The sequence below is a fragment of the Nocardia sp. NPDC057440 genome (assembly GCF_042802915.1).
Lineage (GTDB): Bacteria > Actinomycetota > Actinomycetes > Mycobacteriales > Mycobacteriaceae > Nocardia.
The window spans coordinates 135,452-149,405 of the sequence record NZ_JBHVDF010000005.1 but is presented as its reverse complement, the minus strand read 5'-3'; the positions used below and the strand labels follow the sequence as shown (position 1 = coordinate 149,405).

The 13,954-nt window shown below is 64.9% G+C and carries 14 protein-coding genes and 1 pseudogene; 10 read left to right on the top strand and 5 right to left on the bottom strand.

Annotated elements, in window-relative coordinates:
• The first annotated feature begins 75 nt into the window (after nt 1–75).
• The 4 genes from ACFU4Z_RS12225 to ACFU4Z_RS12210 all read left to right on the top strand — a co-directional run bounded on the left by ACFU4Z_RS12225 (nt 76) and on the right by ACFU4Z_RS12210 (nt 1,979).
• The gene (locus tag ACFU4Z_RS12225; RefSeq protein ID WP_379061961.1) at nt 76–507 is read left to right on the top strand and encodes a DUF4440 domain-containing protein; all 432 of its coding nucleotides are present in this window, start codon (nt 76–78) and stop codon (nt 505–507) included.
• Between the two features lie 143 nt (nt 508–650).
• The gene (locus tag ACFU4Z_RS12220; RefSeq protein WP_379061958.1) at nt 651–1,088 is read left to right on the top strand and encodes a nitroreductase family deazaflavin-dependent oxidoreductase; all 438 of its coding nucleotides are present in this window, start codon (nt 651–653) and stop codon (nt 1,086–1,088) included.
• A gap of 233 nt (nt 1,089–1,321) precedes the next feature.
• A complete protein-coding gene (locus tag ACFU4Z_RS12215) occupies nt 1,322–1,573 on the top strand; it encodes a type II toxin-antitoxin system Phd/YefM family antitoxin (protein WP_379061956.1) in 252 nt (83 codons plus the stop codon).
• Nucleotides 1,566–1,979 carry a type II toxin-antitoxin system VapC family toxin gene (locus ACFU4Z_RS12210; protein WP_379061954.1) on the top strand — a complete coding sequence of 138 codons (414 nt, stop codon included), beginning with the start codon at nt 1,566–1,568 and terminating at the stop codon, nt 1,977–1,979. The genes ACFU4Z_RS12215 and ACFU4Z_RS12210 overlap by 8 nt, the downstream gene beginning before the upstream one ends.
• A 290-nt stretch (nt 1,980–2,269) precedes the next feature.
• Here ACFU4Z_RS12210 and ACFU4Z_RS12205 read toward each other — a convergent pair whose 3' ends face one another.
• Nucleotides 2,270–3,646, bottom strand: a complete 1,377-nt coding sequence (locus tag ACFU4Z_RS12205; protein WP_379061951.1) for a hypothetical protein — start codon at nt 3,644–3,646, stop codon at nt 2,270–2,272.
• A gap of 331 nt (nt 3,647–3,977) precedes the next feature.
• Nucleotides 3,978–4,877 carry an SDR family oxidoreductase gene (locus tag ACFU4Z_RS12200; RefSeq protein ID WP_379061949.1) on the bottom strand — a complete coding sequence of 300 codons (900 nt, stop codon included), beginning with the start codon at nt 4,875–4,877 and terminating at the stop codon, nt 3,978–3,980.
• 316 nt (nt 4,878–5,193) lie between these two features.
• On the opposite strand from ACFU4Z_RS12200, the gene ACFU4Z_RS12195 reads away from it, so the two are divergent.
• Together ACFU4Z_RS12195 and ACFU4Z_RS12190 are read left to right on the top strand one after the other, a co-directional pair.
• Nucleotides 5,194–5,394 (top strand): hypothetical protein, encoded by a 201-nt coding sequence (locus tag ACFU4Z_RS12195; protein ID WP_328408142.1) that lies wholly within the window; start codon nt 5,194–5,196, stop codon nt 5,392–5,394.
• A gap of 225 nt (nt 5,395–5,619) precedes the next feature.
• The gene (locus tag ACFU4Z_RS12190) at nt 5,620–5,820 is read left to right on the top strand and encodes a hypothetical protein (protein ID WP_328408144.1); all 201 of its coding nucleotides are present in this window, start codon (nt 5,620–5,622) and stop codon (nt 5,818–5,820) included.
• 90 nt (nt 5,821–5,910) lie between these two features.
• Here ACFU4Z_RS12190 and ACFU4Z_RS12185 read toward each other — a convergent pair whose 3' ends face one another.
• From ACFU4Z_RS12185 to ACFU4Z_RS12175, 3 genes are all read right to left on the bottom strand, one after another.
• Nucleotides 5,911–6,834, bottom strand: a complete 924-nt coding sequence (locus tag ACFU4Z_RS12185) for a DMT family transporter (protein ID WP_379061946.1) — start codon at nt 6,832–6,834, stop codon at nt 5,911–5,913.
• A gap of 927 nt (nt 6,835–7,761) precedes the next feature.
• Complete coding sequence (locus tag ACFU4Z_RS12180) at nt 7,762–7,875, bottom strand: MMPL family transporter (protein WP_379061944.1); 114 nt, start codon at nt 7,873–7,875, stop codon at nt 7,762–7,764.
• A 193-nt stretch (nt 7,876–8,068) separates the two neighbouring features.
• A complete protein-coding gene (locus tag ACFU4Z_RS12175; RefSeq protein WP_379061942.1) occupies nt 8,069–10,366 on the bottom strand; it encodes an MMPL family transporter in 2,298 nt (765 codons plus the stop codon).
• 200 nt (nt 10,367–10,566) lie between these two features.
• On the opposite strand from ACFU4Z_RS12175, the gene ACFU4Z_RS12170 reads away from it, so the two are divergent.
• The 4 genes and pseudogenes from ACFU4Z_RS12170 to ACFU4Z_RS12155 form a co-directional block, all read left to right on the top strand.
• Nucleotides 10,567–11,160 (top strand): TetR/AcrR family transcriptional regulator, encoded by a 594-nt coding sequence (locus tag ACFU4Z_RS12170; RefSeq protein WP_379061940.1) that lies wholly within the window; start codon nt 10,567–10,569, stop codon nt 11,158–11,160.
• Nucleotides 11,161–11,199: 39 nt separating this feature from the next.
• Nucleotides 11,200–11,739: an RrF2 family transcriptional regulator gene (locus ACFU4Z_RS12165; protein ID WP_379061938.1), complete on the top strand. Its 540-nt coding sequence runs from the start codon at nt 11,200–11,202 to the stop codon at nt 11,737–11,739.
• A 75-nt stretch (nt 11,740–11,814) separates the two neighbouring features.
• A complete protein-coding gene (locus ACFU4Z_RS12160) occupies nt 11,815–13,548 on the top strand; it encodes an ABC transporter ATP-binding protein (RefSeq protein WP_379061936.1) in 1,734 nt (577 codons plus the stop codon).
• Nucleotides 13,545–13,954: pseudogene (locus ACFU4Z_RS12155) on the top strand (hypothetical protein); the annotation flags it as partial. The gene ACFU4Z_RS12160 and the pseudogene ACFU4Z_RS12155, both read left to right, overlap by 4 nt.

Sequence of the window (13,954 nt, the reverse complement as noted above, 5' to 3'; positions counted from 1 at the left end):
CAGCGTACTTGAATTACGGAAGCCAATTCGAGTACGCTGTACTCGAATTGGCGGCAGTGGACGAAGGGATGAGAAATGGGTACTCGACCTACTCTGAGTGATCCGGAGGGTGGCGCGAGGGCGCATGAGGTGGCGGCCGAGTTCGCCGCCGGATTGCAGCGGGCCGGCGACGCCGACGGGTACGACTCCGACTTTGCGGCAGATGTGTTGTGGGGCAGCCCTTTCGGGGCAAGTGTGGCCGGATATGCCGAGCTGAACATGATCCACCACCGACTGATGGCGGCGAACGTCGCACCGCCGTCGCGATTCGAGGTGGTCGCCGCACTGACCCCCGCGCCCGGTGTCGTGGTAACGCAGATTCGCAGGCAGGCCGCCGATATCGACGGGTTCTCGGAGATGGCGATGTACGTGCTGGTCGAACGTGGCGGGCGGTGGTGGCTGGCGGCAGCGCAGAACACTCCCGTCGGGGTGTCACCGCTGCAGAGCGAAGCCGCCGCCAGCTCCTGATGATCCTCGAGCGCTAGGTCGCCCGTCTTCTCACCGACATCGCGTGCCGTGACCGGTGCGCAGCCGCCAGCGCTCCTGCCCACGTGAAGGGGGGCCTAAAGCCGCCCGGCCCTACGTCGCCTGAACAGGAAGGAACGATCACCATGCCACTGACCGGAGAGTACGAACGCGGCACCCTGGAGTGGGCCGCGAACCAGGCCGAACAAATAATGAAATCCGGTGGCACAGAAGGCACGACGGCACTGGGCATGCCGGTCATCCTGCTGACCACCATCGGCAACAAGACCGGAAAACTACGCAAAACACCTTTGATGCGGGTCGAGCACAATGGCGAATACGCTGTGGTCGCCTCACTGGCCGGAGCGCCCAACCACCCGGTCTGGTACTACAACATCACCGCCGACCCGCACGTCGAGTTGCGGGACGGCACGGATGCCGATGACTACACCGCTCGCGAAGTTTTCGGCGAGGAGAAGGCACTGTGGTGGGAGCGCGCTGTCGCGGCGTACCCGCCGTACGCCGACTATCAGAGCAAGACCACCCGTCAGATCCCGGTCTTCGTCCTGACCTCACGCAGGTGAAGGTTCGCGCACCTCTCGGCTTGGCCGTGTTTGTCTGCTCGGAGGGTAAAGCGGTGAGATCACATCGCCGATCACGGTGGCGTGACGTTGCTGTGCCGGGCCGCGCCTGGGTGGCCGACTGGGCGTCCGCCGGGTAGCGCTGCGTCCGGAACGCGAATCGATCCGGACCAGATAACGTCTCGGCCCCGTGTAGCATTCTGTACACCACGTAGCAGTTTGGGTAGCCTGGGGGTGTGAAAACGATCCAGCAACGCGACCTCCGCAACGACAGCGGCAAAGTCCTCGCCGCAGTCGAAGCCGGCGAGAGCTTCACCATCACCCGCAATGGCAAACCTGTCGCCGAACTCAGGCCCCTGACACGGCGAACGTTCGTGCCCATCGGCGAACTCGCCCGCACCAGCGCCCACTTGCCGCGTATCGACTACAACGAGTGGCGCGCCGACATGGATGCGATGATCGATCAGGAGATCCCTGGTCGTGAGTGAACCCACCATCTCCCGGCATGTGCTGCTCGACACATCGGTCCTTATCGATTACCGCGAGGTGCAATCAGCGCTGCCCGATGAAGCGGAAGCCGCCATCAGTGCGATAAGTCTTGCGGAACTCGCTGCGGGACTGCATTCCACCAAAGATCCGATGAAGCAAGCCCAACGCCAGCTCCAGTTCCAGTGGGTCGCGAAATCGTTCAACCCACTCGCGTTCGACGCCGAGACGGCCAACGTGTATGGGTCGTTGGCTTTTCTCCTCGAGCAGATCGGGCGCAAACCCCGAGGACGAGTGGCCGACCTCCAGATAGCGGCTACAGCAGTCCAGTACAGCTTGCCGCTGTACACCCGCAACCCAGACGACTTCAAAGGGCTCGGACCGCTGCTGAACATCGTCGCGGTGTAGACGGGCGGAGGGCAGCGGACGGCTGGTCTGGTTGGCGGAACGGGACCGCGTCACAGCGCGGCACATGGTCGACTCGGTCGAGCCGCATTTCTGCCCGCGGGCGGTGTCGATAGCTTTGGGGAGTTCTGCGCCGACGATTCACCGGGGGTGGCGCAATGGGGACCGATCCGTACCCGGCAATGCCTTGGGCCTGGCGTCCCAGAACCAGGAGTGTGGCATCGCATCACTGCCGACTGGCCCATGTTCGAAGTCGCCTTCACCGATTTCCTAGTCCTGTTCACGGGCGTACTTCAGGTCTCATGCGGCGAGCTGTGGACGGCGTTGGTATCGCCCGGCGGGGTCTGCGGCGGGGCGAGCATGTCGTATTCCCGGTCGAAGACCTCGCGGCGCTCGTAGGCCGTGGCCACATCCGGATCGCTGGGGCCGACACCAGTTTCGCGCATATGCTTCGCGATCGAGTCGTCGAGCCAGCGTCGTTGATCGGCGATCCGTTCCCGCGCCGCGGCCCGCTCTGCCGGCGTGCCGTCTCGGGCGATGGTTTCGTTGTTGTGCACTTTCCACGCAACGCCGTTGTCATCGAGCGCTCGGCGCAGCTCGGGTGCCGGTTCGCTGGGCAGCAGAACATGGTCGATATCGTTCAGCGTCACTTTGCCGTGGACCTGTGCCTCCGCGAAAGACGCCTTGGTGAACGCGGCTGTGTGGTATTGGCGGTCGACCGCTTGAAGCGGGTGGCCGGGCTCCGTGGAAGCAGCGGACTCAGACGACTTCGGGAAAGCGTGGTACGACTCGGGCTGGGGATTCAAGATGTGGGAGGGAAAGGCCGATTCCCGATCGTTCATGCTGTCGCCGATGGTGAAAGTGGTCCGCTGCAGCACTTCGGGTTTGAGGACCACTTGCACCTCTCCGTACGCACTGAGACGGTCGCTGTGGCCGATCCCCATTTTCCAAGACGTATCGTCCGGCCTTTCGTACCAGCCGAGACCGTGGGGTCCGGTCGCCGCGACATATTCCCCGTTCAGCATCACGTATCCATAGATCGGACGCTGGTCGTCCGGTAGCGTTCTGCGGTCGTAGCCGAACTGGATGCGCTCTAGCCAGACCCGGCGTTCCACCAAGGGCTCGCCGGCGGACCTTCCGGTTTCGAACATCGACTTGAAGCGTCCGTCGCGAAGAACGGCCTCCAATGCCTCCGGTTTCATCCGTATCGCAACGGGTTTACCATCCAAGATCTTTTTCAGTTCTGCGGTGACCTCCCGTCGGAACTGCGTCGGATCTTTGCGACGTTGCGCCGCGATATCGTCGAGTTTGCGGTTGATAGTAGTCAAGACTCTGAGCGCCTCCACGTCGTTGGCGGAGAGTTCGGAGAAGTTGCGCCTATGCCTGTCCCGGTATATCGCGGCATCATTGGCGCGGCGCGCAGATCTCATGCGGTCGAATAGCTCGAGGGCCCGATCGATGGGGGCGGGGAACGGCACGAGCTCGTCGGTGGGCGGTAGGTCACGGGTCCACACAATGGTTCGACCCCGCGCGTCCTCCATTTCCGTCATTCCGAGCGAGTGCCTGATGTGGTTGGTCACCGCCTCGGTGTGGCGATGCTTGTAGTGGTACGCCTCCTGCTTGAAGATCGAGACGAGTTTGCCCGATACCTCCTGGCAGATCTGCGCCAACCGGCTGGAGACTATTGCGAATCCCCTTCCGGATTCCGTGCACACACAGGTCTTCCTTTCTCGGAGCCGATGATGTTCCCCCGACTTCGTGGAGGCGTACTGAGCGAGTCGGTAGAAATCAGGCCGATGGCCATCGTGCGATTCAGTTGGTCGATCAGGACGCGGGATGCGCTCAGATCGAGCCCGGTGGTCGGAACGCTCGCGGGATCGCGCTTCCACTGGGCGAATCGGGCATGCTCCACTACCTCGGTCGCGTCGATCTGATCACGGAATACTCGCTGGACAAGGGCGGGATCGATACCGGCCTGTTCCGCCGACATCTCGACGGCTCTCAGGACCACCTGTTCCCGGGTCGCGTCCCGTTCAGCTGGTCGACCCTGCTTCGGGACTGGTCGAGGATATATTGCCGCTCCATACGCGCGGATAGGACTTGCTCCAAGCCGTCTGGGACATGCCGCCGTCCGCTGCGCGACTGCCGGGCGGGGTAGTGCTGGTCCAGCCACTCGGCGAAGGTTGGTCCGGCGAGGACCGCGTCGGGCCCGGGGAGTAGGGCACCGTTTGCTTGGAGTTCGTGGTTGGGGTCTTCGAGGTCGGTGATTTCTTCGACTCGGGAGGGGGTCCCGCGGCGGGCGGCCAGTCGGGATGTCGCCGCGGCGAGGTTGAGCTCTTCCGGGCCTGCTATTTCGATGGTCGTGGTGGGAGCCGTTACGTCGGTGGCGAGTTCGGCCAGTTTTTCGGCGACGGTGCGGGCGGCGACGAGTTGGGTGCGGGTTGCGGGGACGTAGGCCACATCGTCGCGAGTGGTCCAGTCCAGCATCATCTCGGTGAACTCGTGGAACTGCGCGGCGCGCAGGATCTGCACGGGCACCGGGCCCTCGTTCATGGTGCGTTCCTGCACGAGTTTTCCGGCGTAGTGACCGGCGGTGAACGGGTCGATGCCGATGATCGAGACCAGGACGATTCGGGTGACACCGGCTTCGGCCGCTGCTTGTTGCAGGTTTCGGGCGGTGGTGCCGAAGAAGTCCGTCACCGCGTCGGTTTCCGCGGTCGGTGCGTTCACCGCGTCGACGACAACCTGCACACCGGTCAGCGCCTCGGCGAGACCTTCGCCGGTGTAGACGTCGACGCCGGTGGCGCGGGCTATCGCCACTACCTCGTGGCCCTGATTCTTCAGCACGTCGGCCACCTCGCGGCCGATCCGCCCGCTTGCTCCAGCTACTGCGATCTTCATCGTCTGCTCCCTTCGGTCATCTGAGGAGGAGACGAAACGCCGCGGCGGAGTGTGACATCGGCATCGATGCGCATACGGTGCGGGGCTTCTGCTGGTTGTACGGCCTGCTCCGCCGGGCGAGCTGGGCTGCTCGGACTCGGTGGGCTGCGTAGCCTCTCGGGCGGCGGATGACTCGAGATCCGGCGGCGGACCCTGGGTGATCTTCGAATTCGCGGGTATACGCGCAGTAGACGAGTGCTGGAAGGACGCGATGACAATGCGCCGCCGAAGAGCCCGCGTGGGAAACATGCGCGGCAGATATATGAGTGAGAGTCCTATGAGAATTGGCAGTCTGCTGGTACTGATCTGGTTGGTGATCGGCGTGATCGCGGCGGGTCAGCGACACTATTTCGACAGCGGCCCGGTCAACTGCGCCGGGTTCGGCACCATCGCCGTCACCGTGATCGCCGGTCCACTCAACTATATGGGTGTGAATCCGAAGATCTCGGATTGCAATGTGCCGCAACCTAGTCCGTAGCAGTTAGGGCAGCGCCGGCCAGTTGGTCCGCCGTTCGCGGTGGTCCACCGCAACAGTGCGGCCCGAGGGCGCGGCACGCAAACGTCGGCGAATGTGTGGGCGGGTTGCGCGCTTACGCGGATAATCGGCACACGTGCGGGTATCCGCTCGATAGGAAGCACGGGACCGAGGCCAGGCAGGAGACGTCGTGGCAGGGCCCGTGCCGCGACGATGCGCAGGTGAAACATGAAACGGGGCACTGCTCTTGTCCTGATCTGGCTGGTCATCGGCGTGATCGCGGCGGGCCAGCGTAACTATTTCGACAGCGGTCCGATCAATTGCGCCGGGTTCGGCTCGATCGCGTTGACCGTGCTGGTCGGCCCGCTCAACTACATGGGCGTGAACCCCAAGGTTGCGGACTGCAATGTCCCGCAACCGAGTTCATAGCCGCGGTGTCCCGAGGGCGCGGGACTCGCCCCGTTCCGGCGTGCAGGGGAACGCTTGCGCGCCGGAACGGGTGCGATAGATGGTGCCGTCCTACACCGCGACGATCTCTCGATGCGACTGCGACTGCGACTGCGACTGCGACTGCGACTGCGACTGCGACTGCGACTGCGACTGCGACTGTTGGGTTTTCGGCTCTCCCGTGAGGCGGGCAGCCCCCGCCGCCGCGGCGATGACCAGGCCGACTCCGATCCATTGCGTGAGGTGCAGCCCCTCACCGAGCAGCAGCAGCCCCACGCCGGCCGCGACCGCAGGCTCCAAACTCATCAGGACCCCGAACGTCGAGGCTGTGATTCGGCGCAGTGCCTGGAGTTCGATGGCGTGCGGGACCAAGGAAGACAGCACAGCGATACCGACGACGCCGAGCAGCACGATCGGGTCGAACAGTGCCGAGCTTGCGTCCGCCGCGACCAGGGGCAGCGCGAGGATTGCGCCGAAGCCCAATGCCCATGCCAGCCCGTCGTGGCCCGAGGTGTGTTCGCCGACCACCTTGCTGAACACGATGTAGCTGGCCCAGCCCGCGGCCGCGAGCAGCGCGAACAGCACGCCGGTCCAGGACATGGGTCCACCGGTTTTCATCAGCAGCAGCACGCCGCCGCCGGCCAGTAGCGCCCACAGTAGGTCGCGGCCGCGGCGCGAGGTCGCGACCGCGACGCCGAGCGGCCCCAGGAAGTCGATGGTGACCGCGATGCCGAGCGGAATGCGATCGATCGCCGCGTAGAAGAACGAATTCATCACGGCCACAGACACTCCGAGCCCGATGATGCCGGGCACCGCGTGTCGTTCGATACGTAGCGACGGCCGCCACAGCACCATCGCGATGATGCCTGCCATCAGCAGCCGTAGGGCCGCGGTCGGGCCGGTGCCGAGGATGTCGAACAGCTGCTTGGCGATGATGGCGCCGAATTGGATGCTGAGCATGGCGGCGAGGATGAGGACGGGCGCGCTGCCGAACATGGAAGCTGTTCTGCCGGAGTGTGATTGCGGTAACGCAACGGTGGGTGGGATTTCTTTGACCGGGCCGATAACCACGGTTGACTCCATTCTGCGGACACGCGCCTACGCCACCGGTGAGTGCCGGGGGTGCGCGGTCGTATCTCGTATTCGGTTGTGCGGGAGGGGGATTGGACATGGCCGTGGGGATCGGCGCGCGCTGGTAGTGCGCGCGATCACCCAGGCGTTTCGCATTCGGTTTCAGCACGAATGGGCTGGGATGTCCGGGATTCGAGCGGGAGGGTCCGTCAGGCGACGGGCGTCGACGTAGTACAGGCCGGTGGCCGAGCGGTGGGGAGCGGGTTCGCCATCGGCGGCATTGCCTTCACGAGCGAAAGATAGGCGCTCTAAGTGGCAGGCAAAAGACTGGTCGGTTGATTAGAAGCGTGGAGCATGTGACGGACTGTATCGCAGATTGTGTTGCCTCGCGCGGGGAGTGATTGGAGTCAACGGGGGTACTCACGGTAGACGCGAGTGCAGAAAGAAGGCGATGACAATGCGCGAGCGACCGATCGACGCACGACCGGTACACCGAAGGGGTACTCGGCTGCTGAGCACAATGCTCCTCGTCTGGTTGGCCATCGGCCTTATCGCCGCCGGTCAGCGCCACAATTTCGATAGTGGCCCACTCAATTGCGCAGGTTGGGGCACCATTGCCGTCACTGCCCTCGCAGGCCCACTCAACTACGCGGGTTTGAACCCCACGGTCACCGACTGCCTGTTGCCCCAACCCAGCCAGTAGGTGCGGCCGACATGAGCACGCCCCCAACCAATGGGGGCGCGGGAATTTTGTCGTACCTAGCCGAAAGCGGCCGGTACCGTCACCGACTCCGGGTGCGGCTGTCCGCGCAGCGCACCCTCCACATCGATATCGGGCACGGTCTTGTCCAGTCAGCGCGGCATCCACCAGGCCCATTTCCCCATCAGCACCAGTGGTGACGGGATCAGGACCATCCGGACGATGAACGCGTCGAACAGCACGCCCGCCGCGAGCGCGAAACCCATCGACTTCGCGGTGGCGTCGGATTCCAGCGGGAAGGATCCGACACCAGGGTCAGCAGCAGGAACGCGGCCCCCGCGACGATTCTCTGAGTCTGCTGCCGAGCGCGCACAAGATCGAGAACCCGGACGGAAAGCACTCGGCCCCGCACCCAGGTTTCGGGTGCGGGGCCGAGCGGTTGTCTCAGCGGCGGACGGCTCAGCCGACCGGGACCGGCTCCTTGTCCACCCCGACGGACTGCTGCTGCAGTTCACGCAGCTTCGAGCCCTCGACGTCGATGTCGGGCAGGATCCGGTCGAGCCACTTCGGCATCCACCAGGACCACTTGCCCATCAGCACCAGCAGCGACGGGATCAGGACCATCCGGACGATGAAGGCGTCGAGCAGCACACCCACCGCGAGCGCGAAACCGAACGACTTCGCCGTGGCATCGGATTCCAGCAGGAACGAGCCGAACACCGAGATCATGATGATCGCGGCCGCGGTGACCACGCGGGCACCGTGGTGGTAGCCGCTGACCATCGCGTCCTTGGGGGACTTGCCGTGTACGAACTCCTCGCGCATCCGGGTCACCAAGAACACCTGGTAGTCCATGGCGAGGCCGAACACGAGACCGATCAACATGATCGGCAGGAAGCTGATGATCGGGTGCGGGTCGTCGATCAGCCCGAACTTGCCCTCCTGGAAGATCAGCACCGTCGCGCCGAAGGTCGCCGCCATCGAGAGCAGGAACCCGAGCGCTGCCGTCAGCGGCACCAGGATCGAGCGGAACACCAGGATCAGCAGCAGGAACGCGGCGCCCGCGACGATGGCGAGATACGGCACGATCTTGCCGAGCAGCACATGGTCGACGTCGGCGAAGATCGCCGTGGTGCCGGTGATGCCGTATTCCATGCCGTACTCGGATTTCAGCGATCCCTCGGCGTCGCGAGCGTCGCTGACCAGATCCTTGGTGGCCTGGTTGTTCGGACCCGACTTCGGCACGCCGTTCAGCAGTGCACCGGCCTTGTCGTCGCCGCTCCACTGCGGCTCGGTCACGTAGTCCATGCCGGAGTAGGACGCGAGCTTGCTGCGCAGTGCGTTGACCGCGTCCACGCGGCGTTCGGCAGGCACGCCGGTGAGGTCGGCGGCGACGTTCAGCACGCCGTTGCTGCCTTCCCCGAAGCCCTCGGTGCGCAGCTCGTACGCCTTTCGGACAGTCGAGGTCTTCGGCATGCTGTCATCGCCGGGCAGGCCGAGGTTCAGGCCGGCCGCGGGCGCGGCGAGCAGGCCGAGGACGACGACGCTGAGCAGCAGCGTGACGGCGGGGGCCTTGCCGATGAGCCTGCCGAAGCGCTGGCCGTTGCTGATCGAGGTGTCGTCTTCCGGATCGTGCTTGGCGACGAACGGCAGCTTGGGCTTGAACAGGAACCGGCCGAACGCGCCGATCAGCGCCGGCATCAGCGTGATGGCGGTGAGCACCGCGAACGCGGCGGCGATCGCGCCACCCAGGCCCATGAAGGTGAGGAACTCGACGCCGACGATGCTCAAACCGCCGAGCGCGATGATCACGGTGAGACCCGCGAACACCACGGCCGAGCCTGCGGTGCCGAGTGCGGTTCCCGCGGCCTCTTCCGGCGAATCCTGCACCGCCAGTTCATGTTTGTACCTGGAGACGATGAATAGCGCGTAGTCGATCGACAGCGCGATACCGATCATCGAGGCGAGGAAGGTGGTGAAGCTCGGGACCTCGATCACCGAGGTGCCGAGGAAGATCAGCGAGGTGGCCGCACCGAGGCCGACGATCGCGGTGATGATCGGGACGAAGGCGGCGACGATGGCACCGAACGCGACGATCATGACGACGAGCGCGATGCCCATGCCGATCTGCTCGGACTTGCCGCTCGGCGCCTCTTGCTTGGTCGCGATCGAGCCGCTCATCTCGACGGTGAGTCCGGCGTTGCGCGCGTCAGCGGCCACGTCGTAGGCCGCGGTGCGCTGCTCGTCGGTGACGTCGGTGAACTTCTTGATCGAGAACGGCACGCTCATGAACGCGACCGAATCGGGCGCGGTCTTGCTCAGCACATTCAGCGGAGCGCCGCTGCACTGCGACGGATCGGGGTTGGCCAGGCAGCCCATCTTCTCGGCCGCTTCGATCGGGTTCGCGACCGGCTTGCTGTGGTCGACGATATCCAAGCCGCCGAGCTTGGCGATGAACGCGTCCAGTGCCGCACGGTTCGCCGGGTCGGTCAGCTTCTGCCCAGCGGGCGCGCCGATCACATACGTTCCGGTGACGGCGTCGAACTTGAAGGCGTCCGATGCGCCGGGAAAGTGCTTGTCGAGGATGTCGTTCGCGCGTGCGGACGGTAGCTCCGGCATGCTGAAGTCGTTGCTCATCGGCTCCTTCAGCTGGGCCCCGAGGCCGCCGAGGAGGACGAAGAGGATGAGCCAGACCGGAAGCACTATCCATTTCCGGCGGAAAGCGAACTTTCCCCATCTATACAGATAAACGGACACGAGGGATTCTCCTAGCGATGACTGGGGGGTGCTGGTTCTCGGCCTGTAGACAGCACTCGCGGGGTGCCCTGCCGCCCCCGCCTCCACTGACGCTTTCTGCCTACCGTGCGGTAGGTAGACTACCTATTGCCTAAGCGGAGGTACAACCTCAATTTTGGTGGCAACGTTAGTTCAGCGCACGAGTGATAAGAGGATCATCCATGGCCGTCCGTGCCGCGTCCGACACCGTTACCGCAGGTGGCGGGACCAAAATCGCGATTCGCGACGCTGCGGTGAGGCTGTTCGGAGCCAAAGGATTCGAGCAGACGAGCCTGCGCGAGGTCGCAGATGCGGTAGGAATCACAAAGGCATCGCTCTACTATCACTATGCTTCGAAGCTCGATCTGCTCCTCGCGATCATCGATCCGATCATCGATCACATGCGCGCGGTCGTCGAAGACATCGACGCGGTGCCGCACGACGCGGAGGGCGTGCGCGCCGTGCTGCGCACCTATCTGCGCGGAATGATCCGCAACCGCGACGCCGGGGCCCTGTGCGTGCGCGACACCGTGGCGATCATCAACGCCATGGCAGACCGGTACCCCGACATGATGGATTCGAATCAACGCCTGCGGTCCTGGCTGGCCGGGCCGGACGCGGACGACGAGGCGATGCTGCGCGCGTGCGCGGCGCTGGAAGTGCTCGGGGTAGCGCTGCTTTCCAAGGAGTTCGTGCCGGGCGCGGCCGACTCGCTGCTGGAATCGACACTGCTGGACGCGGCGACCTGTGTATTGACCGCCTGCGGTACCGCGTAGATTCGACCAGGTCATCGGAGAGTTCAGGGGGTTGGTGCTGTGCACATCACCGCGAAGGTCGATTACGCGGTGCGGACCTTGCTCGAGATCGCCCGCGCACCGCGGGTGAGCCAGGCCCAGCCGCCCGCCGACGTCCCGGCCCTCGATGCGACCCCGCTCGCGCAAGCCGGCCCGGTGATCACGGCCGCCGCTGTGGTCAAGGCCGATGTCATCGCGACCGCGCAGCGCATTCCGCCGAAGGTGCTGGAAACCGTCCTCGCCGAGCTGCGCAGGGCCGATCTGGTGATCAGCAGGCGCGGCCCCGATGGCGGCTACTGGCTGGCCCGTCCGCCCGCCGAGATCTCCATCGCCGACGTGATCAGGGCCATCGAGGGACCGCTCGCTTCGGTGCGCGGTGAGCGCCCGGAGGATGTGAACTATCCGGGCGCGGCCGAGCCGTTGCAACAGGTCTGGATCGCGCTGCGGGTGAATATTCGCGCGGTGCTGGAAAACGTCTCCATCCAGGACATCGCGCTGGACGAGCTGCCTGGATTCATCGACGCGCTGACCGAGGACCCTGGCGCGTGGGCGCGCAGGTAAAGCGCACGGTGCAGTGCCGCTGGTCGATAATCATCGCGACCCGCCTCCCCGTTTGCAGGTAGCCTGCCAAGCATCATGTTGATCAGATTGCTGCGTACGTATCTGTACCCCTACCGGGCACAATTGACGGGAGTCGTTGTCCTGCAACTGATCTCCGTCATCGCGATGCTGTACCTGCCCAGTCTGAACGCCGACCTGATCGATAACGGCGTCACCAAAGGTGATATCGGCTACATCTGGAACACCGGGCTGTGGATGCTCGCGGTGACCTGTGTGCAGATCGTCGCGTCCGCGTTTTCGGTCTATCTCGGCGCTCAGGCCGCGATGGCCGCGGGGCGGGATCTGCGTGGCGCGGTGCTGCACCGGGTCGGCACCTTCTCCGCCCGCGAGGTCGGGATGTTCGGTGCGCCGTCGCTGATCACCCGCACCACCAACGATGTGCAGCAGGTTCAGCTGCTCGTCGTGATGTCCGCGACCATCCTGGTGATGGCGCCGATCATGTGCGTCGGCGGCGTGGTGATGGCGCTGCGCGAAGACCTCGGCCTGTCTTGGCTGCTGCTCATCGCGGTGCCCGCACTCGCCATCTCGATGGGCTTCATCGTCGCGCGGATGGTGCCCGGCTTCCGCGCCATGCAAGCCAAGATCGACGAAGTGAACCGGGTGCTGCGCGAGCAGATCACCGGTATCCGCGTGGTGCGCGCGTTCGTCAGGGAGCGGCAGGAGACCTGGCGCTTCGGCGTCGCGAACACCGAGCTGACCGACACCGCGCTGCAGGTCGGCAGGCTGGCGGCGCTGATGTTCCCGCTGGTGATGCTGATCAGCAATGTCACCGCCGTCGCGGTGATCTGGTTCGGCGGCCATGCGATCGACGCGGGGACCATGCAGATCGGCTCGCTCACCGCGATGCTGTCCTACATCATGCAGATCCTGACGGCCGTCATGATGGCCTCGTTCCTCGCCATGATGGCGCCGCGCGCCGCGGTCTCGGCCGACCGGATCGGTGCGGTGCTGGAGACCGAATCCTCGGTATTGCCGCCGCGACTGCCGCAGCCGTTCAAAGGCGATCCCGGATCGATCGACATCGCGTTCGCCGAGTTCGCCTTTCCCGGCGCCGAGAAGCCGGTGCTGCGCGCCATCGAGTTCAAGGTGAAACCCGGCACCACCACCGCGATCGTCGGGTCCACCGGTGCGGGCAAGACGACCCTGCTCAATCTGATTCCCCGGCTGATCGACGTGACCGACGGCGCGGTCTACGTCGGCGAGACCGATGTCCGTCACATCGACCTCGAACTGCTGCGTCAGCAGATCGGCTTGATACCGCAGAAGGCGTATCTGTTCTCCGGGACGATCGCCAGCAATCTCCGCTACGGCAAGCCGGACGCCACCGACGAAGACCTGTGGCGGGCTCTGGAAATCGCACAGGCCGACGACTTCGTGCGGGACATGCCCCTGGGGCTGGAGGCGCCGGTCGCCCAGGGCGGCACGACCGTCTCTGGTGGTCAGCGGCAGCGTCTTGCCATCGCCAGGGCACTGGTGAAAAAGCCGCGGATCTACCTGTTCGACGATTCGTTCTCCGCGCTGGACGTCTCCACCGACGCCAGGCTGCGCGGAGCGCTCCGGCCGGAGACCAGGGACGCATCGGTAATCATTGTGGCGCAACGGATTTCCACGATCCGCGACGCCGACCAGATCGTGGTGCTCGAGGACGGTGCGATGGCCGGGATCGGCACCCACGAACAGTTGATGCGTGACTGTCCGGAATATCAGGAAGTCGTCGCGTCGCAGCTCAGCGCGGAGGAGGTGCGATGAGGCCAGGAACGCCGAATCCCGGTGCGCCGGACGCCAAGGCGAAGTCTTTCAAGCCGTCGTTGAAGCGGCTGCTCGCCCGGCTTGCCCCGGAACGGGTGTACGTCGTGGTGATCGTGCTGCTCGTCATCACCGCGGTGGTGCTCAATACGCTGGGTCCGTACATCATGGGCAAGGCGACCAACCTGGTCTTCGACGGTGTGGTCGGCAAGCAGCTGCCCGAGGGCATCAGCAAGGACCAGGCGATCGAGTCACTGCGGTCCAAGGGCGACAACACCTTCGCCGACATGCTCGGCGCGATGGACGTCATCCCCGGCGTGGGGGGGGGGGGGGGGGGCCGGGGGGGGGGGGGGGGTGGGGGGGGGGTGGGGTTCAAATGCGCCGGGGGGGTGGGGAGGTGTGTGTGGGG

Bases quoted from the DNA above. Each gene is read 5' to 3' on its own strand.
- ACFU4Z_RS12225 (WP_379061961.1), top strand. From the start codon at position 76: ATGGGTACTCGACCTACTCTGAGTGATCCGGAGGGTGGCGCGAGGGCG.
- ACFU4Z_RS12220 (WP_379061958.1), top strand. From the start codon at position 651: ATGCCACTGACCGGAGAGTACGAACGCGGCACCCTGGAGTGGGCCGCG.
- ACFU4Z_RS12200 (WP_379061949.1), bottom strand. From the start codon at position 4,877: ATGAAGATCGCAGTAGCTGGAGCAAGCGGGCGGATCGGCCGCGAGGTG.
- ACFU4Z_RS12195 (WP_328408142.1), top strand. From the start codon at position 5,194: ATGAGAATTGGCAGTCTGCTGGTACTGATCTGGTTGGTGATCGGCGTG.
- ACFU4Z_RS12190 (WP_328408144.1), top strand. From the start codon at position 5,620: ATGAAACGGGGCACTGCTCTTGTCCTGATCTGGCTGGTCATCGGCGTG.
- ACFU4Z_RS12185 (WP_379061946.1), bottom strand. From the start codon at position 6,834: ATGTTCGGCAGCGCGCCCGTCCTCATCCTCGCCGCCATGCTCAGCATC.
- ACFU4Z_RS12180 (WP_379061944.1), bottom strand. From the start codon at position 7,875: ATGGGTTTCGCGCTCGCGGCGGGCGTGCTGTTCGACGCGTTCATCGTC.
- ACFU4Z_RS12170 (WP_379061940.1), top strand. From the start codon at position 10,567: ATGGCCGTCCGTGCCGCGTCCGACACCGTTACCGCAGGTGGCGGGACC.
- ACFU4Z_RS12160 (WP_379061936.1), top strand. From the start codon at position 11,815: ATGTTGATCAGATTGCTGCGTACGTATCTGTACCCCTACCGGGCACAA.